The 22499-nt window shown below is 58.4% G+C and carries 21 protein-coding genes; 11 read left to right on the top strand and 10 right to left on the bottom strand.

The annotated features are described in order from the left end of the window. Window positions 1–280 precede the first annotated feature (280 nt). Window positions 281–739 (top strand): hypothetical protein, encoded by a 459-nt coding sequence (locus ACSQ36_RS38800; RefSeq protein ID WP_436186210.1) that lies wholly within the window; start codon window positions 281–283, stop codon window positions 737–739. Window positions 740–860: 121 nt separating this feature from the next. On the opposite strand, the gene ACSQ36_RS38805 is transcribed toward ACSQ36_RS38800, so the two are convergent. Next, a complete protein-coding gene (locus ACSQ36_RS38805) occupies window positions 861–2066 on the bottom strand; it encodes a multidrug effflux MFS transporter (protein WP_436186478.1) in 1206 nt (401 codons plus the stop codon). A 536-nt stretch (window positions 2067–2602) separates the two neighbouring features. Between ACSQ36_RS38805 and ACSQ36_RS38810 the strand changes: the two genes are divergently transcribed. Next, window positions 2603–3757 (top strand): peptidyl-alpha-hydroxyglycine alpha-amidating lyase family protein, encoded by a 1155-nt coding sequence (locus ACSQ36_RS38810; protein ID WP_436186211.1) that lies wholly within the window; start codon window positions 2603–2605, stop codon window positions 3755–3757. 642 nt (window positions 3758–4399) lie between these two features. Beyond that, on the top strand, window positions 4400–5761 hold the full coding sequence (locus ACSQ36_RS38815; RefSeq protein ID WP_436186212.1) for an MFS transporter: 1362 nt from the start codon (window positions 4400–4402) through the stop codon (window positions 5759–5761). Window positions 5762–6050: 289 nt separating this feature from the next. On the opposite strand, the gene ACSQ36_RS38820 is transcribed toward ACSQ36_RS38815, so the two are convergent. Together ACSQ36_RS38820 and ACSQ36_RS38825 are read right to left on the bottom strand one after the other, a co-directional pair. Beyond that, a complete protein-coding gene (locus ACSQ36_RS38820) occupies window positions 6051–7103 on the bottom strand; it encodes an SDR family oxidoreductase (protein WP_436186213.1) in 1053 nt (350 codons plus the stop codon). 31 nt (window positions 7104–7134) lie between these two features. Next, complete coding sequence (locus tag ACSQ36_RS38825) at window positions 7135–7764, bottom strand: SDR family oxidoreductase (protein WP_213763059.1); 630 nt, start codon at window positions 7762–7764, stop codon at window positions 7135–7137. On the opposite strand from ACSQ36_RS38825, the gene ACSQ36_RS38830 reads away from it, so the two are divergent. Continuing rightward, window positions 7745–7984, top strand: coding sequence for a hypothetical protein (locus tag ACSQ36_RS38830; RefSeq protein WP_213762862.1), 240 nt, complete (start codon window positions 7745–7747; stop codon window positions 7982–7984). The genes ACSQ36_RS38825 and ACSQ36_RS38830 overlap by 20 nt on opposite strands. A 6-nt stretch (window positions 7985–7990) precedes the next feature. Here the strand turns inward: ACSQ36_RS38830 and ACSQ36_RS38835 are convergent, their stop codons facing one another. The 3 genes from ACSQ36_RS38835 to ACSQ36_RS38845 form a co-directional block, all read right to left on the bottom strand. Next, window positions 7991–9325: a chloride channel protein gene (locus tag ACSQ36_RS38835; RefSeq protein WP_436186214.1), complete on the bottom strand. Its 1335-nt coding sequence runs from the start codon at window positions 9323–9325 to the stop codon at window positions 7991–7993. A gap of 200 nt (window positions 9326–9525) precedes the next feature. Next, a complete protein-coding gene (locus tag ACSQ36_RS38840; RefSeq protein WP_213763055.1) occupies window positions 9526–10299 on the bottom strand; it encodes a slipin family protein in 774 nt (257 codons plus the stop codon). 2 nt (window positions 10300–10301) lie between these two features. After that, on the bottom strand, window positions 10302–11756 hold the full coding sequence (locus tag ACSQ36_RS38845) for an NfeD family protein (RefSeq protein WP_436186479.1): 1455 nt from the start codon (window positions 11754–11756) through the stop codon (window positions 10302–10304). A gap of 330 nt (window positions 11757–12086) precedes the next feature. Between ACSQ36_RS38845 and ACSQ36_RS38850 the strand changes: the two genes are divergently transcribed. Next, window positions 12087–12557: a hypothetical protein gene (locus tag ACSQ36_RS38850; RefSeq protein WP_255631217.1), complete on the top strand. Its 471-nt coding sequence runs from the start codon at window positions 12087–12089 to the stop codon at window positions 12555–12557. Window positions 12558–12663: 106 nt separating this feature from the next. Here ACSQ36_RS38850 and ACSQ36_RS38855 read toward each other — a convergent pair whose 3' ends face one another. Then, complete coding sequence (locus ACSQ36_RS38855) at window positions 12664–13218, bottom strand: lysozyme inhibitor LprI family protein (RefSeq protein ID WP_213762859.1); 555 nt, start codon at window positions 13216–13218, stop codon at window positions 12664–12666. 703 nt (window positions 13219–13921) lie between these two features. Between ACSQ36_RS38855 and ACSQ36_RS38860 the strand changes: the two genes are divergently transcribed. Further along, window positions 13922–15163 (top strand): HD-GYP domain-containing protein, encoded by a 1242-nt coding sequence (locus tag ACSQ36_RS38860; RefSeq protein ID WP_436186215.1) that lies wholly within the window; start codon window positions 13922–13924, stop codon window positions 15161–15163. Window positions 15164–15790: 627 nt separating this feature from the next. Next, entirely contained in the window at window positions 15791–16165 is a 375-nt protein-coding gene (locus ACSQ36_RS38865; RefSeq protein WP_213762857.1) for a hypothetical protein, read from the top strand. A 411-nt stretch (window positions 16166–16576) separates the two neighbouring features. Here the strand turns inward: ACSQ36_RS38865 and ACSQ36_RS38870 are convergent, their stop codons facing one another. Next, the gene (locus ACSQ36_RS38870; protein WP_213762856.1) at window positions 16577–16837 is read right to left on the bottom strand and encodes a hypothetical protein; all 261 of its coding nucleotides are present in this window, start codon (window positions 16835–16837) and stop codon (window positions 16577–16579) included. Window positions 16838–17308: 471 nt separating this feature from the next. Here ACSQ36_RS38870 and ACSQ36_RS38875 point away from each other — a divergent pair, with 471 nt between their 5' ends. The 3 genes from ACSQ36_RS38875 (at window position 17309) to ACSQ36_RS38885 (ending at window position 19515) form a co-directional block, all read left to right on the top strand. Further along, window positions 17309–18031, top strand: coding sequence for a hypothetical protein (locus tag ACSQ36_RS38875; protein WP_436186216.1), 723 nt, complete (start codon window positions 17309–17311; stop codon window positions 18029–18031). 522 nt (window positions 18032–18553) lie between these two features. Next, window positions 18554–18703, top strand: a complete 150-nt coding sequence (locus ACSQ36_RS38880) for a DUF6726 family protein (RefSeq protein WP_346730462.1) — start codon at window positions 18554–18556, stop codon at window positions 18701–18703. Between the two features lie 140 nt (window positions 18704–18843). After that, window positions 18844–19515: a flagellar basal body L-ring protein FlgH gene (locus ACSQ36_RS38885; protein WP_213762854.1), complete on the top strand. Its 672-nt coding sequence runs from the start codon at window positions 18844–18846 to the stop codon at window positions 19513–19515. 196 nt (window positions 19516–19711) lie between these two features. Here ACSQ36_RS38885 and ACSQ36_RS38890 read toward each other — a convergent pair whose 3' ends face one another. Next, window positions 19712–20092, bottom strand: a complete 381-nt coding sequence (locus ACSQ36_RS38890) for a hypothetical protein (protein WP_436186217.1) — start codon at window positions 20090–20092, stop codon at window positions 19712–19714. A gap of 959 nt (window positions 20093–21051) precedes the next feature. Here ACSQ36_RS38890 and flhC point away from each other — a divergent pair. Next, a complete protein-coding gene (gene flhC, locus ACSQ36_RS38895; RefSeq protein ID WP_436186218.1) occupies window positions 21052–21711 on the top strand; it encodes a flagellar transcriptional regulator FlhC in 660 nt (219 codons plus the stop codon). A 105-nt stretch (window positions 21712–21816) separates the two neighbouring features. Here flhC and ACSQ36_RS38900 read toward each other — a convergent pair whose 3' ends face one another. Continuing rightward, window positions 21817–22467, bottom strand: a complete 651-nt coding sequence (locus ACSQ36_RS38900) for a hypothetical protein (protein ID WP_436186219.1) — start codon at window positions 22465–22467, stop codon at window positions 21817–21819. Window positions 22468–22499 lie beyond the last annotated feature (32 nt).

Here is a 22499-nt window from a genome sequence, read left to right on the forward strand (position 1 = left end):
GGTAAAAATGTTTGAAAGTTCGAAAGAGAACGGACACGACAGGCAATAGCGCCCGCAATGGGGTGATTCCGCAAGCGGAGGTTTGAACGTCGTGATAGTCCGGTTTCACGTGCTGCAAGCCGAGTGCCGGCTTGCACGTCTGCTACGGAATCACGATGTTTGTACGGGCTCAATGGCATCTGGCAATCCGGCAACAATTTACCGATGCAGGTAGAGTGAAACACCCCGACCAAAAAGTTCGCCGCGGTCGATGCAACGTCGAAAAAAATAGAGGCCAACCATGCGGGTCGCCAGACAGGTCACCAAGCTTATTCGGGTTGTCGTCGTGGTCGCGCTCGCGCCCTTCGGGTTGTTATCGACATTCGCACATGCAAGTGCGATAGAAGAACAGCTCGATTGCAAATCGACGGGCCACGTGTTCATCAGCGCGCTGATGCAGAGTGGCGAGATACAACTCAAGCCCATGCATGTCGAGAAGAATTCAATCAACGCGTTCCGGCCTGTGCGGGGCGTGAAGCTGACGGCGTTCGATTTTCCGGTCTTTGTAGTGCTGGGCTATGAGAAGGACGATCCGCTCTTCAAGCCGGGCAAGGGCGATCCCGTTGCGGACTGGGCATACGGCGTGGTGGTGACAGGAGCGTCGGACGACGTCAGGGACCGCCTGCGTCAAACGGGCAGCGCCGCTATCGTTCACGAAGTCACACCGGTGATGACGGCAATTCTTTGTAAGGCCAATTGAAGGGCGAAAACGCAAGGCGCGCCTAAGACCCTAGCCTAAGACCCTATTAAGGCCCCACTAGGGCTCAAGTGCATTGAGGGGCTACGGGACCGCGATCGCCACTCAATGCCACGTGAGTTCTTTACTCTGCCGCCGCTGGCAGCCTTGCGTTTTCGGTGCGCAGGGTGAGGCGGGCGATGGCAAATGCCACCAACGCCGAGAGCGCGATTGCGACCACCATTGGCTTTGGCGCGCCGTCGGCGAACAAGCCGGACACGGCCATCACAGCAGCGCCCACGACAAACTGCAATGCACCCATCAGCGCCGAAGCCGTACCCGCAATTGTCCCATGACTCTCAAGCGACAACACCGCGGAAGTGGGCAAGACAAGCCCCAGGAAGCCATATCCGATAAACAGGAAAACCATCATCAGCGCGAGGCTGTCGGCACCCGCCAGAAACAGCACGGCTACGATGCTCATCGAGATCGCGAAGCCGGTAACCGCTACGCGAATGACGCGCGGCAGACCGTACTTGGCAGTGAGGCGCGCAGTCAACTGGCTGAAGCCGAAAAACGCCGCCGCGTTCAGCGCGAAGCACAGGCTGAACATGGTGGGCGACAAGCCATAGTGGTTGATGATCACGAACGAGGCGCTTGCCAGGTAGATGAAAAATGACGACATGCCGAACGCGCCGACAAAGGTGAGGCCAAGGAATGTCGGATCACTAAGTAACTTGCGATACCCCGCGAACGCGCTTGCCCACGAGCTATCGGCACGATGATGGATTTCCCGCGTCTCCTTCAACTGCGTAGCCGCAAGCACGAGCGCAAGTCCGCCCGCTACGGTCAGCGCCCAGAAGACACCGCGCCAGCCGAACGCCGCAATGATGAAGCTGCCGGTCAGCGGCGCCAATAGCGGAGAAACGCTCACGACAAGCATCAGCAGCGACATGAGCCGGGTGGCATCGTGACCGGTATGAAGGTCACGCACGATGGCGCGCGGAACGACCATGCCGGCACACGCCCCCAACGCCTGGAGCACGCGAAAACCGATCAGCACGTGCACGTCCGGCGCAAAGGCGCAGCCCACGCTGCCGATGGTAAAAATCGCGAGGCCGACATAGATCGGCATCTTGCGGCCGAAGATATCCGAGAGCGGCCCGTACACGAGTTGGCAGACCCCGAGCGTGATAAAAAACACCATGAGGCTCATCTGCACCTCGGCCGGAGTGGCATGCAGCGCTCCCCCGATAGAAGGCAGGGCGGGCAGGTACATGTCAATGGCAAACGGGCCTACGGCGGTAATCAGGCCCAGCACAATGGCAAGTTTAAGAAAGCGTCGTGTCATCATTTATCGGTAGGAAAGAGTAGCGGCATGGTAATCGAAGTCATGAATGCTCTCCTCGTGGTTGAGGGGAATTAACCGGAATGAAATGGGGCGCGATACGGCGCGTCCATAGGCGCATTGCCGGATCGTGGCCCTATATGCACGATGAACGACGCATTGGGAAATCGACATCGACATCGACCGGCTTGACCATTTCGATATTCACCAGGACGCCACGCTGCAACGTGGGTTTCTCTATAGGGGAAAGAGAGTCGGGCGGCACGGTGGCGCGTACAGCGGCTAAAAGCAAACAATGGCGCATCAGGGCGCGGGTTTGAAATGAGATCCCGGCGTTAAGCGGACGCGAACTCTGCATCTGCCGTTCATGTTGTGCACTATAGTGAAATCCACGCTGGCGTGCTCGGATGACCAAGAAGACTATGCGCCAGCGCAGGGGACGACCGGAAGGTCCTTGACATGCGTAACCTTGCCTTCTGGTCCCGTTCAATAAACATGGCGTCCAGCGCCATCGTCACGAACAACAAGGAGCGAGATTAATGTTTCAAGCACATCCACTATCCTGCCCATGCTGCGGTGATCCAGCCACCCGCGTGCTGACCCGTCGCCGTTTCCTGGCCCTCGCAGCCGAGGGCGCCGCGGCACTCGCGTTGCTGCCGCATTCGGCCTACGCCGACACCGATACGACCCGGACCATCGCCTACGACTCGGTCCCTAATCCACTGCATTTGCCGCGCGACACCTATTTCGGCGAATGCTCGGGCGTCGCGCTGAACTCCAAAGGCCATATCTTCGTGCTCTCGCGGGGCAATACGAGCGGCCCGGCTTACGGTGCCGCAGCGGCTCAGTTGCTTGAGTTCGCACCGAATGGTCGGTTCGTCCGCGAGATTGGCCGCAACCTCTACGCCTGGTCTTTCGCGCATATGGTCAAGGTGGATCGCGAGGACAATATCTGGGTGACGGACAAGGGCTCGGACATGGTGATCAAGTTCACGCCCGATGGCCGTGTTGCGATGGTCTTCGGCCGCAAGCAAGAGGCGGCCGATGAGGAGACCGGTCCGCTCAAGCATCCGAATCCGCCGCTGCCCGCGGAACCGGGACGCTTCCGCCAGGTGACCGACGTGGCCTGGGATGCCGCCGGCAACAGCTATATCAGCGACGGGTATATCAACTCACGCGTGGCCAAGGTCGACAAGGACGGTAACTGGCTGAAGTCATGGGGCGAGCGCGGCACCGGACCCGGACAGTTCCACACGCCGCATAGCATCGCGCTTGATGCCAAGGGGAGCGTCTATGTAGCCGACCGAAGCAACCGGCGCATCCAGGTGTTCGACGGGGAAGGCAATTTCCAGCGCCAGTTCACTATCGATGTGCCGGTGCCTCCCGGCGCGCGGCCAGCGATTGGTTATGCGCCCGATGAGGCAGCCATAGCCGCCGGCACGTTTGCACCCGGCTCGCCGTGGGCCATCTGCATCTCGCCGGGACCGAACCAGGTGCTGTACAGCTCAGATGCCTTCCCCGGGCGCATCTACAAACTGTCGCTCGAGGGCGAGGTGCTGGGGGTACTCGGCGAATCGGGCAAGCAACTGAAGCAGTTCGGCTGGATTCACCAGATGGCTTGTCCATCGGAGAACGTGCTGTTCGTTGCCGAACTCCTGAACTGGCGCGTACAGAAGCTCGTGCTGCACGCGTGACGCTCGCATTAAAACGGATTTGATTGAGTCACCGGAGTGGCGGGCTGACGCTCGCCACTTTAGCCTTATCAGGCGTCGTTAGCGGCTTTAAACAACTGCACGCCCTTTAGCAAACCCAACCCGCTCTCGGCGATATCCACTATACAAATCCCGGATAGTGCCTGAGAAGCGTTATGCCAAGCGGATCAAAGGCTAAGCGCCGGACACGCACGCCTGCGCCTAGGGGTTGCCCCGCATAGTCGACGCTGATCTCCCCCCACTAGTATCCCCGCCGCAGAGCCAAGCAACAGAGCGCGTGCACGCTATAGCTGGAGTTCTTCCGCCGCGCAAAAACCAGCCCGCCCTGATGGCCGTCATCCGTCACCCGATGTCAACGAAAGAGGAGGGGGAACAGGGAACAGACCGCAGCTTCCTGAGTTTCGAACACCTGGCGTTTTCAACGTAAGTGCGAGCTTTTAGGATCGGATATGCCGGACTAAACTGAGTAACTCGACCAAGCCAGCGGCATGCCTGATGGTGCTGTCGATTAGTGAATCTTCGTCAGCCCCGGCCCTTTTTGTGCACTAAGCGATCAAGCAGTCAGCAACCTCGTGTCGTTCGGCACGCCCGGTGACGACGTAACAAAACATATAAGGAAGAGACATGAGCAGGAGTCCGTCAGTCGACGTTCAGACCTTCATCAATGAACACCCGTTCGGCGGGTTTCAATGGCTGATTTTTGTAATGTGCTTTGTCATCGTCCTGCTGGACGGATTCGACACGGCCGCTATCGGGTTCATCGCCCCGTCACTGATCACCGAGTGGAATATCAGCAGGCCTGCGCTTGCTCCGGTCCTGAGCGCCGCGTTGTTCGGACTGGCGTTCGGTGCGCTCCTCGCCGGTCCGCTTTCCGACCGCCTGGGACGGCGCGTGCTTCTGATTACATCGGTCGTGATCTTCGGTGTCGCCGGCCTGGCTTCCGCTTTCTCCGGCGACCTGACGCACTTGACGATACTGCGCTTCATCACGGGACTCGGACTAGGCGCAGCCATGCCGAATGCGGTGACGATCATGAGCGAGTTCTGTCCGGATCGCCGACGCGCAACCCTGATCAACCTGATGTTCTGCGGTTTCCCGCTCGGGGCGGCGTTCGGCGGGTTTCTCGCGGCGTGGATGATTCCCGCTTTCGGATGGCGCAGCGTTCTGGTGTTGGGCGGCGTGACTCCGCTGTTGCTGGCGGTCGTGCTGCTCATTGCGCTTCCGGAGTCGGTGCGTTACCGGGTTGCCCATGCGCATCCCGTTGAAAAAATTCGCGCAACGCTTGGCCGTATCGGTCGCAGCGCCGCCAACGCCGCTTCATTCGTGATGACGGAACAGGCTCAGGCCGTGCCTGGAAAAAGTGGTATCCGGTTGGTGCTGTCGCGGGAGTACATCGTTGGGTCGGTGATGCTTTGGCTGACCTATTTCATGGGACTCGTCATCTTCTATGCATCGATCAACTGGATGCCGATTCTGCTGAAGGAAGCGGGTCTGAGTCCGCAGCGCGCCACGCTGATTTCCGCGCTGTTCCCGCTTGGCGGGGTGGGCGCCGTTCTATGCGGCGTCCTGATGGACCGGTTCAATCCGAACCGCATCATTGGGGCATGCTATGCATTGACCGCCATCAGCGTGTATTGCATTGGTCACGCGGTCGGCAATATCACCTTGCTGATAGTCGTCGTTTTTGCAGCAGGCGTACTGATGAACACGGCACAGTCGTCCATGCCCGCACTGGCGGCTGCGTTCTATCCGACCCAGGGGCGCGGTACCGGCGTTGCATGGATGCTCGGCATTGGCCGGTTCGGCGGCATAGCGGGCTCGTTCCTGGTCGCTGAACTGACCCGGCAGCACTTCAGTTTCGAAAACATCTTCGCTGTAGTGGCGGTGCCCGGCGTGGTCGCATGCATTGCGTTGCTGATCAAGCAAGCCGTTCAACCTCGATCCGCAAGCGTCAAGGTCAGCGACATAGGAACGGTTTCGCACTAGTCGCGCAGTAGTCTTCGCGATGACATGCGAAAAAAAAGCCCGCACCTCTCTCGAAGGCGCGGGTTAAAGCTTACGGAGCGTCGCCGCCAGGAGGAGGAGAACCTGGCAGCGACGTAACCAAGCATAAGCGGTTCCGTCTGAAACAGGTTTTTCCTCATATATCGATTCTTTACGGATCTGTCCCAGAGGCCTTGCCCGGGAACGTGCTTAACGATTGGTATTAATCGGGAACAGTTTTAAATAACAACCTGCGCTTTCGCAGACCACAGCAGACCGGGCGATTAACGGATCAGGGGATCGCCTTGCGGGCTCGGAACTCATCGAAGAGACGAAGGAACATTGCGGTGCTGTCCACTACGTCGTGGAAACCCGCCTGGCGAATCTTCGTCGTGCTGGTGATCACGTCCCAGTCACAGCGGAAGATGAAGTCACCAAAGCCCCATGCCGCTACGTGCTCATACGGCACTGGCGCGAGCCCGTATTTGGCCGTCATGCGCTCCCACAGCGGGCCTTTGTCGGCCATGTAAGCGCTCAGGTTCAGCGTCTGCGGTTCCGCTAGCGGCATGTCGAAATAGTCGGCAATGGCAGGCCACAACTGGTTCCATCGGAACAGATCGCTGTTCGTGAGGTTGTAGCTCTCGCCACCGGGCGCCTCGGTCGCGGCCCATACGGATCCACGCGCGAGCTGTGCGGCGTCGGTGACCTGCGCGAGCTTGCCATAGCACTCTGCCGTGCCAGGAAAGCGCAACGGCAGGCCGAGCTCCTTGCTGATCGATGCGTACACGGCGATCAGCATGGAAAGGTTCATCGGATTGCCGAGCGCAAACCCGCACACCACGTCGGGGCGCAGTACTGTTGCATCCCAGCGCTTGCCCTCGGTCTCGGCGAGCAGCCAGTCCTGCATGTCGTAGTAAAAATCGGGCGGCATGTGACGCGGATCGTCCTCGCGCGCCGGTGTGGTGAAGCTGCCCAGATGCGCGCCGTAGTACTTAGCACCTTGATACAGCACAACCCGCTGCAATGCTGGCGATGCGGCCTGCACTGTGTTCACGAGGTGACGCAGCATGCCCAGATTGGCATCGATCAGCGCTTGCGGCGTGGGCTTTTCCTGATAAGCCGCATGGAAGATATGGGTGATATCGGTGAGGCCGCCCAGCTTCGCCTGGACATCGGCGGGGTCCAGCAGATCGACCGCGATGTAAGAGGCGGTTGTCTCGCCACCGGGCACGCGCCGCGACAGGCCGATCACTTCCCACTCCGGCAAGGTGGCCAGATGTTCCACCAGTTGCAGGCCGATGACGCCAAGGCCACCGGCGACCAGTGCTTTGTATTTCGTGCTCATGGTGTTGGTTCCTGTATTGTCAGTCGACGAGTCACGCGATTGCGCCGCCACCGTCCACGAGCACGGTGGACCCCGTTGCATATGGCGTGCTCGCTAGATAGACGATAGCGTTAGCGACGTCTTCCGGCTGGCCAACACGTTTCGCGGGCAAGCGGGCAGCGGCGCCCTCGAACATGCTTTGACGAGCCTGCTCGTCGAGCCTCGACCAAAGCGGCGTCGCGATCAACCCGGGCGACACCGTGTTCACCCGCACCGGCGACAACTCCAGCGCGAGGCCACGGGCCAGTGCTTCCAGCGCAGCGTTGATCGCGCCTTGCAACACCGAGCTCTTGCTTGGACGCACGCTGAGGAAACCGGAGACCAGTGTCAGTGAGCCGCCTTCGGTAATCTTCACCTCGCGCGCCACGCGATACGCGCCCCAGAACTTGCTGTTCATGGCGGCATAGGCATCGCTGAGCGCCAGTTCGCGCACAGGGCCGCCGGGTGTTTGCGCGGCAGAGATCACAACGTGATCGAAGCGTCCGGCCTTGGCGAAAAAGGCCTCCACGGAAGCTTCGTCGGTTGTGTCGATCACAGCGGTGCGCCCATGTGCGCCAATGTCTGCCGCAACGGCGTCCAGCTTCTCCTGACTGCGCGAGGCGATGGTGACGCTGCTGGACAGCGGATGCTGCGGTCTGGCGGGATCATTTGGTTTTCATCCCGAGCATATCGTCATTGCAGATAGCGCGGGCGAGCAGGCTCTTTTCCCGGCGATAAGACAAGCGAGCGAAGACACAATCGTGCTGACCAATGGCTTCAGTTGCCGTGAGCAAATCCGCCACGGCACGCGCCGTGAAGCGATGCACCTGACGGAGTTGCTTGCGCTGGCCTGCCAGGGCTGATCCCCTTCAGCCTCGCGATATGGCGCCGCCTTTGAGTTCGGAGCTCGCGTTTGAAGTTCGCGCCTGCTGCGCTTGCATCCTGAGTTCAAGCAAGCGATTGGTCGCGATCGATCCGGCCACCGCGCACAACATGGGCACGATGAAATCGTGATCCACACGTGTGAACTCGACCATGAGAACGAGCGCGGTAATTGGCATTTTCATCGACGAAGCGAGAAAGGCCGTGGCCCCGACAATCGCGAAAGCACCCATGGGCGTACCCGGCCACATCAATGTCCAGATCCCGCCCAGCACGATAGCGAGCAGCGCGCCGTTAGACATGCCGGGAGTGAGCAGGCCGCCTTGGGCGCCCGCGCGCAGGCTGCTGGCGGTTATGGCTACCTTGATGACCAGCAGCGTTGCTGCAAGGCCGATGGTCAGCTCATTGCTGAAGCCCAGTTGCGCGGGTGTCTTGCCGTTGCCGAGGATCTGCGGGAACGACACCGCGAGCAAGCCGATGATCAGGAAGTTGACGAGCGATAAAAGCGGCAGCGTCCATCCCTTCGGTGCGGCCGCGCGGGCTTTCGTTGTCAACTGGACGAACGCGAATGCGGCGACGCCAAATACGGGACCGGTGACAATAGACCACGTCACGAGGTTCGCACTCAAGCCAAAGTGCGGCACGACGTATTGCGATTCGTCCCCGAGGCCGAGCCACGCGACGACGGCCGCGATGACCGAGGTGACCAGCGCGGGAATCACGACACGCAGCTCGAACGACCGGAGCAATACTTCGAGAACAAAGATCGCTCCGCCAAACGGAACGTTGTACACGGCAGCGAGCCCGGCGCCTGCCCCGCAAGCCACCATCAAGCGGGTCTGCTCGACGGTGAGGCCGGCATAATGCGACAGCCATCCTGCAAGCAAGGAGCCGATCTCGCGGGGCGCAACTTCGCGGCCGAGCGGCGAGCCCAGCGCAACGGTGATGATCTGAAGCAGGGCATGCGCGGTCGTGGTGACGGGAGGCATGCGCGGGTCGTCGGATGCAACGGCCTTCTTGATGCTGATCAGCGGCCGCCCATAGCGATAGATGATGAACCAGCCGCAGCCTGCAATGAGACCGCAGAGCACGAGCACGGCGACGCGCCGGCTAGCCGATGCCGCCACGACGCCCTCATAGAAGCTCTCATGCCCGACCAGATGCGTGATGCTGTAGCCGTACGCGACGTGCTGGAGAAAATGCAGGAGGAGCGCCAACGCCATGCCGCCCAGGCCGGCGCCGATCCCGGTAAGGACGGTGACCACCGCGAATCGGATCAGTGGGCTGCCGGGAACGCCAGGGCGAGGTGGTTGAGCGAGCATCGAAGAATGTTGGCGATATGAAAGGGGTGATCGATTGAGCAGCCTTGCGCTCATCGGTTAAGCGTAATCAAAAAACTTCAATTAGCGTGAACCCGAATCTACCGCTTGAGGAATTAGACGTCAAATTCATTTATTTTTTTCATTAATGTAGTTTGCGCATGATTCTCACGAGGCCCCTGCCGTGCACCTATTGATCACGATCAGCTTTGCGCCGGCCCCTTGAGCCGTTCAAGAAGCGAACTGATCAGATCGATCGGCATGGGGAAAATGATGGTCGAATTCTTGTCACCGGCTATGGTGGTCAGTGTTTGCAGATAGCGCAGTTGCATGGCTTGCGGCGCTTGGGCGAGCATTTGCGCGGCCTGCAGCAGCTTTTCCGACGCCTGCAATTCGCCCTCTGCATGGATGATCTTCGCGCGCCGTTCGCGCTCGGCTTCAGCTTGCCGTGCGATGGCGCGCACCATGGTCTCGTTCAAGTCGACGTCCTTGATTTCGACATTCGATACCTTGATGCCCCATGCATCGGTCTGCGAATCAAGTACCTTTTGAATGTCCATGTTGAGGCGCTCGCGCTCTGCCAGCAGCTCGTCGAGTTCATGCTTGCCGAGGATCGCGCGCAAGGTCGTCTGCGACAACTGGCTGGTTGCTTCGAAGAAACGGGCGACCTGGATTACAGCCTTCTCCGGATCGACCACGCGAAAGTAGACCACCGCATTCACCTTCACCGACACGTTGTCGCGAGTGATCACGTCTTGCGGCGGCACGTCGAAGACGACGGTGCGCAGATCCATTCTCACGACTTGCTGCACCGCCGGAATGATGAGGACAAGGCCCGGCCCCTTGACCTTCCAGAAGCGGCCGAGCATGAAGACGACACCGCGCTCGTATTCGCGAAAAATGCGGATTGACGAGAACACGATAAGGATGACCAGCGCCAGCAAGACGCCGCTGAAGCCAAACGTGAATCCGACCATCATTATTCTCCTTGTTTTACTTCGTCCAGCCGCGCCACGCTCAGCATCAGGCCATGACGCCCGAGCACCCGCACTCGCTCTCCGCGTGCGAGCAGTGCAGGCGCTTCGTGGCAAGATTCGTGGCAAGACACACGCCATCGTTCGCCGTGCACGCGAGCCCAGCCGCTGTCGCTTGGCGCCACGTCTTCCAGCATCTCGCCGATGCTGCCGAGCATTGCTTCCGCTCCGCTTACCACGGGTCGCCGACGTGCCCGCAGCGCGATGCTCGACACAACGAACACGAACAGCGCGGTGGCAATAGTCAGGCCGGCCACAAGCGCCACCGGAATGCCGTAGCCGGGAGCATCGGTACGGAACAGCATGAGCGCGCCCATGGCAAAGGCGACGATGCCGCCGAAGCCGAGCGTGCCGAACGTGGGCAGGAAAATCTCGGCAATGAGAAAGGCGATGCCGAGCAGGATCAAGCCCAGCCCGGCGAAGTCGACGGGCAGCAATTGCAATGCAAACAGGCCCAGCATCAGGCTGATTGCGCCTGCAACACCGGGTAACGCGAGACCGGGATTCGCGAACTCGAAGAACAGGCCGTACATGCCGATCGTAATGAGAATGAGCGCTACGCTCGGATCGGTAATGGTCGCTAGAAAGCGGCTGCGCCAGTCGGGCTGGATCGTCATGACAACCGCGCCGGATGTGGCGAGGACATGATCGCCCGTGATCGTGTGCACATGCCTGCCGTTCAGCTTCGCAAGCAGATCGGGTACGTCGGACGCGTTCAGGTCGATCACGTTCTGCGCAAGCGCTTCGCTCGCCGACAGGCTGACCGCTTCGCGTACCGCGCGTTCGGCCCACTGCACATTGCGGCCGCGCAGTTGCGCGAGGCCACGTATGTAGGCCGCTGCATCCTGGACTTGCTTGGTGGTTTCGGTCGATGCCGCGTTCATGCCGGCAGACGCCGATGCACCCGCGTCTGTCTTGGCCTGTCCCGGCTCAGGCTCAGTGGACCCGCCTGCACCGATACGAATAGGCGTAGCGGCGCCGAGGTTGGTGCCGGGCGCCATCGCGGCTATGTGGCTTGCATAGACAATGTATGTGCCGGCGCTGGCCGCCCGCGCCCCGCCCGGCGCAATGAACGCAGCAATGGGAACGGGCGATGCGAGGATTGCCTTGATGATCGAGCGCATCGACTGGTCGAGTCCGCCGGGCGTATCGATCTCGAGCACGGCCAGTTGAGCGCGTTCTTCAGCCGCCCGGGCAAGCGCGCGAACGACGAAGTCGGCGCTAGCCGGACCGACAGCGCCGTTAAGCGGAATGACCACGACAACCGGGCTTGCGGCTGCGGCGCTGCAGAGCACCAGCCCCGCGAAAAGGGCCACCGCTTTGCGCAATAGTAAGGCCGCTGTGCCGGAAAGCGCGCGCACGGCATCCGGGTGAAACAAGCAAGACGGATAGCGTTCCATCACGATAAGAGCCGCGTTTGCAGACAGTGTGACGCAGGCTCAACAAGGGTTGCCTGACATTAAGCTTATGCCAAATTGAGCACATGCCAAGTGTGTCCGCTCTAAGGATTTCCACGATAAAGCCGCAGCGGCCACTTAGTGGTATCAGGCACGGGCAAAGGCGTCGTCGTTTACCTCCGCCGATTGTTTCTGGTTGCGTGCGATGCCGGAATATTTTCACGGCTTCGATCGTTTAATCCATATACCGCGCCCCAAGCGGTGCAAGCACGCGCTATGCGTCAATCGACGCTGGCGTAACGGGGCGTGCACGGGTCCACGCAGGAGATGATGATGCGTCAGTTACTTCGGTTGGGAATAATGCTTGCTGTCCTGGGTTTCGCTGCGCCCGCGCTTGCGCAAACGTACGACGATGCAGCCGGTGCAGATGTTGATTACGGCGCCAATTGCCGTGCCGTAGCGGGACAAGCGGATGTTGATGGATCGACGCAGCAAGTCGTGGGACGGGCGTGCCTGCAAAGCGATGGAACCTGGCAGATCGTCGAGAGCCCTGATGGCAGCATGCTTGTGTACCCGGTCGCGTACTACCCGTATCCCGATCCATGGTATTGGGGGCCGCCGCTTTTCATTGGCGGGGGCGTGAGCTTTATTTTCGTCGATCGCTTCCACCACTTTTCCCACTTCAACCATTTTCATCAAATGGGTCATATGCACGTTGGCGCATCGATGGGCTTCGGCTTTCGTGGCGGACCATCGCGATTTGGGGGTGGCATGCACGCGTTCTCGGGAGGCCACCGGCGCTAGGTCAAGGCTTGGCTTGAGAAATGAGGGTATTGAATTTTTTAAATAACGCGTTCGGCGAGCAGGCGGTGTTCGAATGACCCATTGCTGACAATGTCGATCCGCTCGCTCATTGCAGGGCGACCGCAGGCAATTTCGATTCATCCAGCACGGCGACTCCGCAGAACCAGTCGCCTCCATGCACGTCGTATTTCCAATGCATATTGGATTTCATCGCCGACCTGCAGTTATCGAGCGAAATCATACCGGGCTCGGCAACGGTGCATTGACCTATGGCAATCGTGGATTCCGGCAATACACGCTCTGAGGCTGTGCGAACAGGCGAGGGCTTCGAGATGGATTGCAGGTCATCGACCAATTGCTGAAGTTCTCCAATACGGCCGGAATACCACGTCGTGAGGCACGTTTCATCCGTGCAATGCGTTTCTCGCCAAGTCCATTTGGCATCGCTGTCCGCACGGAATGAACGTTTATCCGCAACTGCGCGGCGTGCTTTCCAATACAGCTTTCCGAGTTCATCGTCGAGCTTCGATAAATCCGGGTTGTGGCAAATCAGCTTTTCAGTTGCCGAGTGACCGAGGTTGCAATCGAAGCTGGTGGCGTGAGCCACAAGCGGACTACCTAATAGAATCACGGAGATCAGGGTGGTCTTGAAGAGGGTCATCGTTATCGCTGGAAGAATGGGCCTTTCATTCATATTCGGCTGGATTCGATGCCTGGAATGCAAGGAAAAGAACGGCGGTTCGGTCTGTACTTACCAAATATTTCCAGTTGAACCAGACTGTTGTTAAACGAGCACGTAAACGGCTGACCAGCGGGTTTTTTGAAAGCGGCGTGAGGTACGCTAGGGACGATCCGACGGCGAAGCTGGCGGATAAAGGAGGGTACGACCGGCGCTGGTTGAGCGTTTTACTTAGAGCTTACGGTCAGTCTGACCGCTAGCTGCGCAAGGCAACGTGGGGTCGCCCTATTGAATGTGCGGTAAGCCGGTGTAAGGCGTCTGGGAAATATTGCGGTCATTCTTTAATGCTCACTGGCCGGTACGCGCGATCATTCCGTATCGAAGGGCAAGTTTGGCGAGTGATCAGGCATCAGCGGCGAGCCCTGGCGCTAGCGATGCAACGGGGTCCGCTAGCCTGGAGCGAGCCGCGCAGACTGTCATTGTCATTGAGGTACGGCGCTCAAGGCCAATGACCGGATTGAATCTGACGGCCTGAGCCGCTCGCCCGGGCAATCAGGGTGCCGGGGTGAAAGAAATCAAGGATCTGATCAGTGCATTGGTGGAGCGCGTACGTGTAGGCCGAAGCTGACGGTGTTCTGGCTTCTCCCTTCGCTAGTTCCAAAACATGGCTCATCGGAGTTGGCTTATGTTGAAAACGGTCGCAGCCTCTTTATTGCGTCCTGGCATGTTCCTGCACAGTCTGGATCGGCGCTGGCTCGATCACCCATTCTGGAAGAACTCGTTTTTGCTCACCGTTATCGATATCGAGAGGATCATCGCAAGCGGAATTACGTCCATTGTGATCGATACGGATCGAGGTCTGTCGTGCTCTGAGGACTGCCAGGGCGAACCGGTTGACCCGTTCGACGCAGGCAGCTCGGCCGCGCAGACGGGGGACGATCAGCTATTCGTTACGGCGCGCACGCAACTGCCGCGAAGACCGGTAGGCGAGGAAATCAAGCACGCAAAGCGTCTGTTTGAATCAGCCTCCAATGAGATGAAGGTGGTGTTTCAGCAAGCCCGCATGGGAAGAGCTGTGTCTGGCACCAGCATGATGCCGCTGGTGCAGAGCATTGCCGCGTCCGTTATTCGCAACCCGTACGCATTGACCAGCGTGGCGCGCCTGAAGCACCACGACGGCTACACGTATATGCATTCCGTTGCCGTGTGTGCGCTGATGACGGCGCTGGCGCGCGAACTCGAGCTTGACGAGCAAGGTGTGCTGGAAGCCGGCGTGGCCGGTTTGCTGCATGACCTGGGCAAGGCGCTTATGCCGCTGGCCGTGCTGAACAAGCCCGGGAAGCTGAGTGTGGAAGAGTACGAGGTCGCCAAGAAACACTCCTACGACGGCTGGCTCATGCTGCAGTCAGCCGACGTCAGTGCCGGGGTGCTGGAGGTCGCTCTGCACCACCACGAAAAGGTCAATGGCCGTGGATATCCCCACGGGCTCAAGGATAAAGCCATTCCCCTGCTGGCCCGGATGGGTGCGGTCTGCGACGTGTACGACGCAGTGACATCCGAGCGGCCATACAAATCATCCTGGCATCCGACTCAGGCCCTTCGCAGCATGGCGTCGTGGGAGGGGCAGTTCGACAAGACCATTCTCGCGGCGTTCATCAGCACGTTGGGCATCTACCCGGTGGGCTCACTGGTTCGGCTTGAATCGGGCTTTCTTGCTGTCGTGCTCGATCAAGGCAGCAGGTCTATCCTCGCGCCGACAGTAAAGACGTTCTTCTCATGCAAGTCGAATCAACCGGTCTTCCCTCAGATAGTAGACCTGAAGAAATTAAAGGGCGCTGACCGGATAGTGGCCATTGAAGACCCCAAACAGTGGAACCTTCCGCAACTAAACGACCTCTGGTTGAATCAGGTCGGCCCTTTTGCGTAGGCCACGCAGGGTGCGTCATGGGTCTTTGCATCGTGTTGACAGATGTACCCGGGTTGCCCCGGGTTAGCTTAAGCGGACTATCCAGCCGCCGTAGTTTCAGCTTGATTGTGTCCCGCCGAAATTCCATTCGCATCAGGCTCTGAATCACGTACGACCGATTGCCCCAGCGCGGCGCGAAAAGACCGGCTAAGGGCTTGTTGCGTTCGCGCACCCGTCCAGGTAATGCCCGGTAAGCAGATGGCATCTACAGCCCGTAATTGCCGAAATGCCCCTCTTCAAAGCGCTCTAACCTCTCTATGCGTGCATGGCGTCTTCTGCGTTGACTCCTTCAAATGCACATCAGGGCCATGACGGGAAACTGCGTCAGGTGCCCCGGAGTTCTGGCCGGTCCAAACCGCAGCAACGACTGTCGAGGGAGAAAATATTGCGGCGCTTCATTTTCATCGCGATGCTCTTTTGCATACTCAATCTTCAAGCTTGCGCCAGTTCGGTGGAAACGTTTGCCCTGGGCGGAATCGTGGGTGCCGTGGCGGGCGTATCGGCCATCGCCTGTGCGGTCGGATGTAAATGACTAGCGCCAGGAAGCGCACAGGTGTTCGCGACGTTCCCAGCCGGAATGCATCAATCGTGCGGCACACCGCCGAGCATGCGAGTCAGGCGCTGGGGAATGTCACTCACTTTCCCTCGTCACCGGAGCCGGTTGGCTCGCTGGCGGATCACGGCGTCATGCCGGTCATGCAGCGAACAAGGGCAGCCGAGCTTTCACATGGGTTGAGCGAAACAATGATCGAGCGGCTTCTTAAGTGTAACGACGTTGTATTGCTGATGGAATGTGATCAAAGGGTACGTCGCGTTCCTTATCGCGGCAAGCAACGCAGGAGCGATGTACTGCGCTTTCTGAGAATAGCGGGACCACAGGTACGGGCGCTTGTCTACAGCCACCAAGCTGAAGACGGCCCTGTCTGGATCGACGTCATGTCGGGTGAAATCTCCGTCCAGTAACAGAGCGCTGGCATCTGCCTGCATTCTCGTGTTTCGTGCCACTTTCGGACCCGATGGAACGTAGTGTTGATTAGCGTCGCTTTAACTGCGGTAAGGACACGTTGTTAATGATTCTGTATTTTATGAACCAACGAGACGCCATAAAGTATCTCGTTGAAATCCGGCTTGACGCGTTAGCCAAGCCGAGCTCGAGAGTCATTGTTAAGACGCATTTGCATGAAAGTCCCGGTGTTGAAGGTATCGACCGCGTTCTTCTTGACGTAAGGGCTGCCCGCATTGCGTATTTCGTGGAATGCGGTTCGACGGTGGGAGATCGGATCGTGTTTATTACCTGAATGCTGCGCCCCGATGATCGCGGGGACGCCGGCCTCTTGATACGTCGCTCATGATACGTCGCTCATGATACGTCGATCATGCCGCTTCGAATCGCCACTCCTCAAAGCTTCTTGACTCCCCGGTCTGGATGTCGACCCATAACATTTCCCCGTCGGATGTGTGGCTGAAGACCAGCGCGCGAACCTCGCGCTGACTATCCAGGAATCCCAGCAAGGCACGCAGCGTGTGTTTGCCCCGATATCGAATTGCACGGCTTGATACACCTTGACCGCTAACCAGCATGATGGGGTTGATGCGCACTTTGCAAGCAATCTCGCCGGTCGTGGAAAAATTCATTTCATCCTCCAAGTACGTTCAATACTTAGTGATAACGTCAGCGATTCGAACAACCTTAGGTTTCGAAATAACCGGTAAGGGAATTTTCTAAAGGACGTTATTTGCCTAGGAAAATGAGCCATGAATTGGCGGATAACCTGGTCGAATTTTTTTCATTCAACGGCCAAAAAATACACCGTTTACAAGTTGATTCCTAAACTGAAAGCAACGAATTTATCACCGAATATTTCATCGTCGTGCCGGTAGTGCTTAGTCCATAAGGCTTCCGGATATCTCGCTAGATCCAGTTTCTTACTCAGACTTTCCAACACTACAGATTCCTGCATGCCAGGTCGATATGACGTCTGGGAGAATGAATTCGTACACTCGCCACTCAGGCATATACAGCACTGCGAACCTGATCCAGGAAGCACTGCCAACCCCCTCTACGCAGCCGATTCGGCATCACTGAACAACCAACCGGGAGACACCATGGCACTCGATTCCAGCATGTCAATTTCATCTTCGGATTTTCCCAACAGTACGGCCAAGCCGTCGTCCAGTGTGCCTGGCAGCGCGCTTCCCGAGCGGCCGCCGTCGGCGACATCGTCAGGAAGCGGAGATGCCTTGATGGCGGCGCTCAAACTTACGTTGCAACGCATGGGGATCGACCCGAGCGGGTTTGCGGCGGCCAGTAATGGCTCTACGGACACTGATTCCTTTTCGGGCAACTCGGGCACTACCGCCGAATCCCAGGCGCGCGGGGAGGCGGACAAAAGCGCAGGCAAACAATTCCTGGTGGCGCTGTATCAGGCGCTTGTCCTGCAGCACGCCCTCAATGCGTCCGCTCAGCAAGAGGGCGATGCTGCGCTAACGGACCAGGTGACATCAGCCTATGTCGATCTCGGCTCTTCCATAGAAGAGCTTGCGAAGACTGTCCGGGCGACCTCCGTGGACCGGGATACTGCGGCCGACACCTGGGACTGGCAGCTTGACGACCCCGTTGGGTCCACGGCCGGCAGTGATGATAGTGCGAACGACAGCACCACGATTGCTGGCGCTGTCAGCACGCTCAACAACGCATGGCAATCCTATGTGGCACCTGACGTTAATGCGGAGGAGGTGCCGTTAGCGGATGTTCTGGATGGTTTGGGCGAAGAGACCAAGGGCGTTAGATGGAATCCGATCGGACTGGTAGTCGACGTGAAGATATAGGTTTGCCGGTGCCGAATGATCATTGGCAGCGCAGGTCGGCAGCGCGCATTAATTGTGGTTGAGACAGTATGGTAAGTGCTGGTAAGGAGTCTAGAAAAAGCGGTGATCTTTCATTAATCAACGCTAGCCGTTAAGCGCGATCATTCGATGTCGAAAGAGAGTTCTAGCGACCTGGCGTGCGTTCAAGTATGCGTTCAAGTCCGCCTTGAGGCTACCTTGACGCTGCCTCGATCCCTTCATCTTTATTGAAAGCGAGCCTGATCATGAATGTTAACAGCCGTAGCCCTGCAGAACGTATTGCGCCGACACCCATGCGCCCGACTGGCGGTAACTCAGGTAGCGCGGCCGGCAAGAGCGCTAAGACCGATTCGCTATCGCTGCCGATTGAGCCAGCGACTTCCCCAGCGCTACCGTCGACCGGCTCGGTTGGCACACGCATCAACACCAGCGTCTGAAAGGGTAGCGGTCTTATTTATGTTCAATTTGCAGTCTTACAAACGTTGCGTGCGGCTGGTGGCATGCATGATGGCGAGCGTGGTCATATTGCCAATGGAGGGTTGCGCGGTGGCCGCACTGCCGTGCCGCCTGGTGTCGGCCACGCTTAAGATCGTGCCGGCCGTGGGTCATGCCGCCGCCGCGCCGTTTGACACATGCGCCGACGCAATCGATTGACAATGACCGGCTCGCCGCTCCACATGACGAGCGGGTGAGCACGGCTTAGGGCTTAGCGGCAAGTCAGCAATCCAGACGCGGGCCACTATTTCATCGTGCCACGCATGGCCAAGAACCTTGATCTCGCGAACCATTAAAAAATGAACTCGTTAAAGTTTGTGATTCTGGCTAGCGGTATGGCGTCGTTAGCTGGATGTTCAGGCGGCTCGAATTCTATCGTCGATATGCCGACGTTCGCGCCAGTCGTAGTCTCAAGTCCGTTGAATATTGAAACGGGGGGCGCGATCTTCCAGGGCGGCAACACGCTGGCCCTATACGAAACGCCTCGCGCGCAACACGTGGGTGACGTATTGACGATTCGCCTCTCGGAGTCCTACTCGGCTAATAACAGCGGCGATGCGTCAGCTGACCGCTCGAGCGACATCAGCGCGCAAGCTGCCGATCAGTCTAGCGGCGCGGCGGCGCGACTGGCCAAGCTGTTTAACATAGGGTCCGCGAGCACGACTTTCAAAGGGCAGGGGGCTGTGTCGAATACGACCGGGATGACCGGGACGCTGGCGGTGTCGGTTATCGCCACGCTGCCGACCGGGAATCTTGTGGTTGCAGGGGACAAGATCATTGCGATGAACCAGAACCGCGATCGCCTGCGGTTGTCGGGCATAGTGAATCCTAAGGACATCGAGGCTGGAAACTACATATCGTCAAGCAAAGTTGCCAACGCGCGTATTGAACAGGCAGGTGTCGGCATGCTCGCCGACGCAACTACGGTAGGCTGGCTGCAGCGAATGTTTCTTAGCGTGCTGACGTTCTGATCCCGCGAGGGCAGCGGTCGGGGCTGGGGCCACGTTGCTGGTACCGGGCGCCCCGGCATCATTGCTGAGCGCTTTTGCGCCGCTGCTTTCTCCGGAATTATTTCGGACGAAACGCAAGACCGCCGGTGACCTTTCCCCCGATTCGATACGTCCGAGAATAGCATCCGCTTCAGCGCCCGCTTGGCGGGCGCGCCCTTCACGGAGCGGGCGGATGTTTTGCCAGCGTGCTCAGATCTTCATCCAGGCTCGTGCGAATGGTCGTAATCGCCTGGTCCACGTTGGTCGGGCGGAGCAGATTGCGCGCCAGTGCTTCGTAGACATATTGGCGGATCGCCGGGACCTGCGTTTTCAGCAGGACGTCGTGGTAGATATCCCTCATCTCGCTTTCCCGGCCGTTCAGGTCATATAGCCTTTGCAAATGCTGTAGATCATTGACCACCGCAAAGCTCGATCCGAACCCTTCGCGGCCAACGCGGCCGCCATCCAGGTTGGACGGCAAAGTGCTTTGAGCGAATGCACTGCCGGCACCGGTTGCCAGGACGCTTGCGAGAAGCAGAGTTTGGGTAAGTTGTTTCATGATTATCGAGTAGGACTTCGCTTAAGCGGAAGTCGAGTAAAAGATGCCAACGCAACTTCACCGTCGACAGGTGACAAACTTGGCAACACTGCCGATCGTTCTCACGGGCACAAGTGGCAAAGCACGGTGTACGGGCGCCATGCACTGCTCCAGCGACCTTCATCGCATCTGCATTAATGTCAGTTTCCACGCCGGCTGCCGACCCTGTCCAGGATCGATCCTGCGAAGAAAGCAGACTGCACGATCCTGCTACGTGATCTTCTGCAGCCTTATATCCTCTTGCATCCATGAACGAAGAGGAATGCGAGGGATGGTTGCGATCCAGCCACTCCCGCACATTGCTTCGTCAATTTGCAGGTTCATGATTGCGCACTTTCGCTAGCGCTGAAACGCCGAGCAACATGCACGTTCGCCAAGTCCTTCCTGAATCTTATAAATAATTTCGCCGCGTTTATTAAAGAATTGAAAGTAATCGCATGCATATCAAAAATGGCAGGAAATTAAAGGAAATATTCCGTAAGCCTTAGGGAAAAGACTTGTCTTTTCCAAGAAATTTACTTGAGAGGAAAGGAGGATCATTCGATTCAGGGAAGGTCATTACCAATACAATGCAACGGGTCTCCTAACGTTTTCGTCAGATGGTCAAGTGATCAATTCATCGACGGCATTTTTTGAGCTCGGTAAAATCCACGGAGGGAGCATGTTGCTAATCGGCGGTGCAGTAGGTTTTATGTCCGGGGTTCTGCTTATGTTTTTCCTCCTGGGACTTAGGGTGCCTGAGGATCGGATAGTCGATCTCGCCGGTACCCTGATTACGCACAATCCGGCTAAAGCGCCAACTCGGAGTGCCGAAGCGTTCTTGCGAGTGCGCGGTTCCCGGGCTTGAATCCTTGGGTGCAGCGCCACAGCGCTGGGCGACACAGCAGCCGATCAGTTTGTATAAGAAGAGGATTACGCCAATGGCGAAGAAAAGCATTACTGAAGACGCTCAGGACGTGATGCGGGCCGCCATCTTGATAGAACTCGGTGCACGTATTCAAGTGCTGGAAAGCGAAGTCAACCTCTCTCGTGACCGCATGATTCGCCTTTATCAGGAAGTAAAGGGTGTGTCTCCGCCCAAGGGCATGTTGCCGTTCTCGGTTGACTGGTTCCTGACATGGGCACCGAATATTCACGCATCGCTTTTCTATAACATCTATAGATTCCTGACGGATCTCGCGGGCTGTTCGCATTTCGATGCATTGACGAAGGGTTATAAGCTTTATCTCGAGCATTGCGAGCGTCACGACAGCTACATCATGTTGAGCTTCACGCGCGCCTGGACGCTCGTACGTTTCTTCGACGCCGGCATCCTGCAGTTGACCCGATGCTGCACCTGCACGGCCAAGTTCGTCACGCGCAAGCAAGACGCGGCTCACAGCGCGATGTGTGGCAGTTGCCAGCCGCCGTCGCGGGCGGGCAAGAGCGCCAAGGCTGTTTCGCGCATCACAGAAGACGAAGCTGCAGGTGAATGCAGCACCATACAGCCCGAGGCCATGGAGGAGTTGAATGTGACTCTATCGGGCTGCGCTGATGTGAAACCTGCTCAGCACGAAGCATCCTGCGGGCAGGCCGCCTGAGCAGGCTACCTGACGCGCTATAGAGTCTGCGAGTCCCGGGTTCGTGTGACCGGACCCGTGATGATGCCGCGGCCTTTCTGGCCGCATTGGCGCTTCATGCTCTAATCAATCCGACGTTGCAACCACCATTTTGTCGATGAGCGCCGTGACCTTGGTCGCCGTGCTCGCGAAGCGGTCGAGCTTGGCGCCGCTCGTGGCGTAGCTGGCGGCGATCACGATCTTTCCGCGTTGGATCAACGTGAGGTTGATGGCGGAAAGGTACTGGGTGTATCCGTCGGTGAATGTCCGATGCCCCCAATCCGTGGCCGCGCTGTATACGAGTGTCGCTTCGCAACTTGGCGGGGAAGTCCCTGGCGCATACACGGTCGACTCCACCCCGCGTTTATGCAACGCGTATTGCAATGCCGGGACAAAGTCGCCAACGGGGACCATGGAATTCCACTCGATGCACACGGCATGAAGAGACGCCTGATCACCATTGATGACGGTGGGTGACGAGTGGTTCGACGCAATGCTCAAGCCGGCTTGTACGACTGACCCGGCTGCATCGACGGCGGATATCACGGTCAATGCGCAGCCGGATAACAGGGACGGGCTGAGCGCGGCGCAGATGAGCGATGCATTGCGCAGAGATCTTTTAACCTGGCAGGCGAGGCGTTCCATTGGTCTGGTGACGTCCGTCATGCCGAGACGAATGACGGGTTCGACAATGATCGAACCGTATCCTTCGGTCCTGCATTCGATCGAGCTAACCATGACGCCGTCACTCCTGTTTGCGTTTTTCAGCG

The organism is Caballeronia sp. LjRoot34, assembly GCF_964253815.1.
GTDB lineage: Bacteria > Pseudomonadota > Gammaproteobacteria > Burkholderiales > Burkholderiaceae > Caballeronia.

Excerpts from the sequence above, each read along its gene's own strand:
- ACSQ36_RS38845 (WP_436186479.1), bottom strand. The coding sequence starts at position 11,756 with ATGGAACGCTATCCGTCTTGCTTGTTTCACCCGGATGCCGTGCGCGCG.
- ACSQ36_RS38860 (WP_436186215.1), top strand. The coding sequence starts at position 13,922 with ATGTTGAAAACGGTCGCAGCCTCTTTATTGCGTCCTGGCATGTTCCTG.
- ACSQ36_RS38875 (WP_436186216.1), top strand. The coding sequence starts at position 17,309 with ATGGCACTCGATTCCAGCATGTCAATTTCATCTTCGGATTTTCCCAAC.
- ACSQ36_RS38835 (WP_436186214.1), bottom strand. The coding sequence starts at position 9,325 with ATGCTCGCTCAACCACCTCGCCCTGGCGTTCCCGGCAGCCCACTGATC.
- ACSQ36_RS38840 (WP_213763055.1), bottom strand. The coding sequence starts at position 10,299 with ATGGTCGGATTCACGTTTGGCTTCAGCGGCGTCTTGCTGGCGCTGGTC.
- ACSQ36_RS38870 (WP_213762856.1), bottom strand. The coding sequence starts at position 16,837 with ATGAATTTTTCCACGACCGGCGAGATTGCTTGCAAAGTGCGCATCAAC.
- ACSQ36_RS38880 (WP_346730462.1), top strand. The coding sequence starts at position 18,554 with ATGATGGCGAGCGTGGTCATATTGCCAATGGAGGGTTGCGCGGTGGCC.
- ACSQ36_RS38805 (WP_436186478.1), bottom strand. The coding sequence starts at position 2,066 with ATGACACGACGCTTTCTTAAACTTGCCATTGTGCTGGGCCTGATTACC.
- ACSQ36_RS38815 (WP_436186212.1), top strand. The coding sequence starts at position 4,400 with ATGAGCAGGAGTCCGTCAGTCGACGTTCAGACCTTCATCAATGAACAC.
- ACSQ36_RS38900 (WP_436186219.1), bottom strand. The coding sequence starts at position 22,467 with ATGGTTAGCTCGATCGAATGCAGGACCGAAGGATACGGTTCGATCATT.
- ACSQ36_RS38850 (WP_255631217.1), top strand. The coding sequence starts at position 12,087 with ATGCGTCAGTTACTTCGGTTGGGAATAATGCTTGCTGTCCTGGGTTTC.
- ACSQ36_RS38830 (WP_213762862.1), top strand. The coding sequence starts at position 7,745 with ATGGTGACGCTGCTGGACAGCGGATGCTGCGGTCTGGCGGGATCATTT.
- flhC (WP_436186218.1), top strand. The coding sequence starts at position 21,052 with ATGGCGAAGAAAAGCATTACTGAAGACGCTCAGGACGTGATGCGGGCC.
- ACSQ36_RS38855 (WP_213762859.1), bottom strand. The coding sequence starts at position 13,218 with ATGACCCTCTTCAAGACCACCCTGATCTCCGTGATTCTATTAGGTAGT.
- ACSQ36_RS38810 (WP_436186211.1), top strand. The coding sequence starts at position 2,603 with ATGTTTCAAGCACATCCACTATCCTGCCCATGCTGCGGTGATCCAGCC.
- ACSQ36_RS38890 (WP_436186217.1), bottom strand. The coding sequence starts at position 20,092 with ATGAAACAACTTACCCAAACTCTGCTTCTCGCAAGCGTCCTGGCAACC.
- ACSQ36_RS38800 (WP_436186210.1), top strand. The coding sequence starts at position 281 with ATGCGGGTCGCCAGACAGGTCACCAAGCTTATTCGGGTTGTCGTCGTG.
- ACSQ36_RS38885 (WP_213762854.1), top strand. The coding sequence starts at position 18,844 with ATGAACTCGTTAAAGTTTGTGATTCTGGCTAGCGGTATGGCGTCGTTA.
- ACSQ36_RS38820 (WP_436186213.1), bottom strand. The coding sequence starts at position 7,103 with ATGAGCACGAAATACAAAGCACTGGTCGCCGGTGGCCTTGGCGTCATC.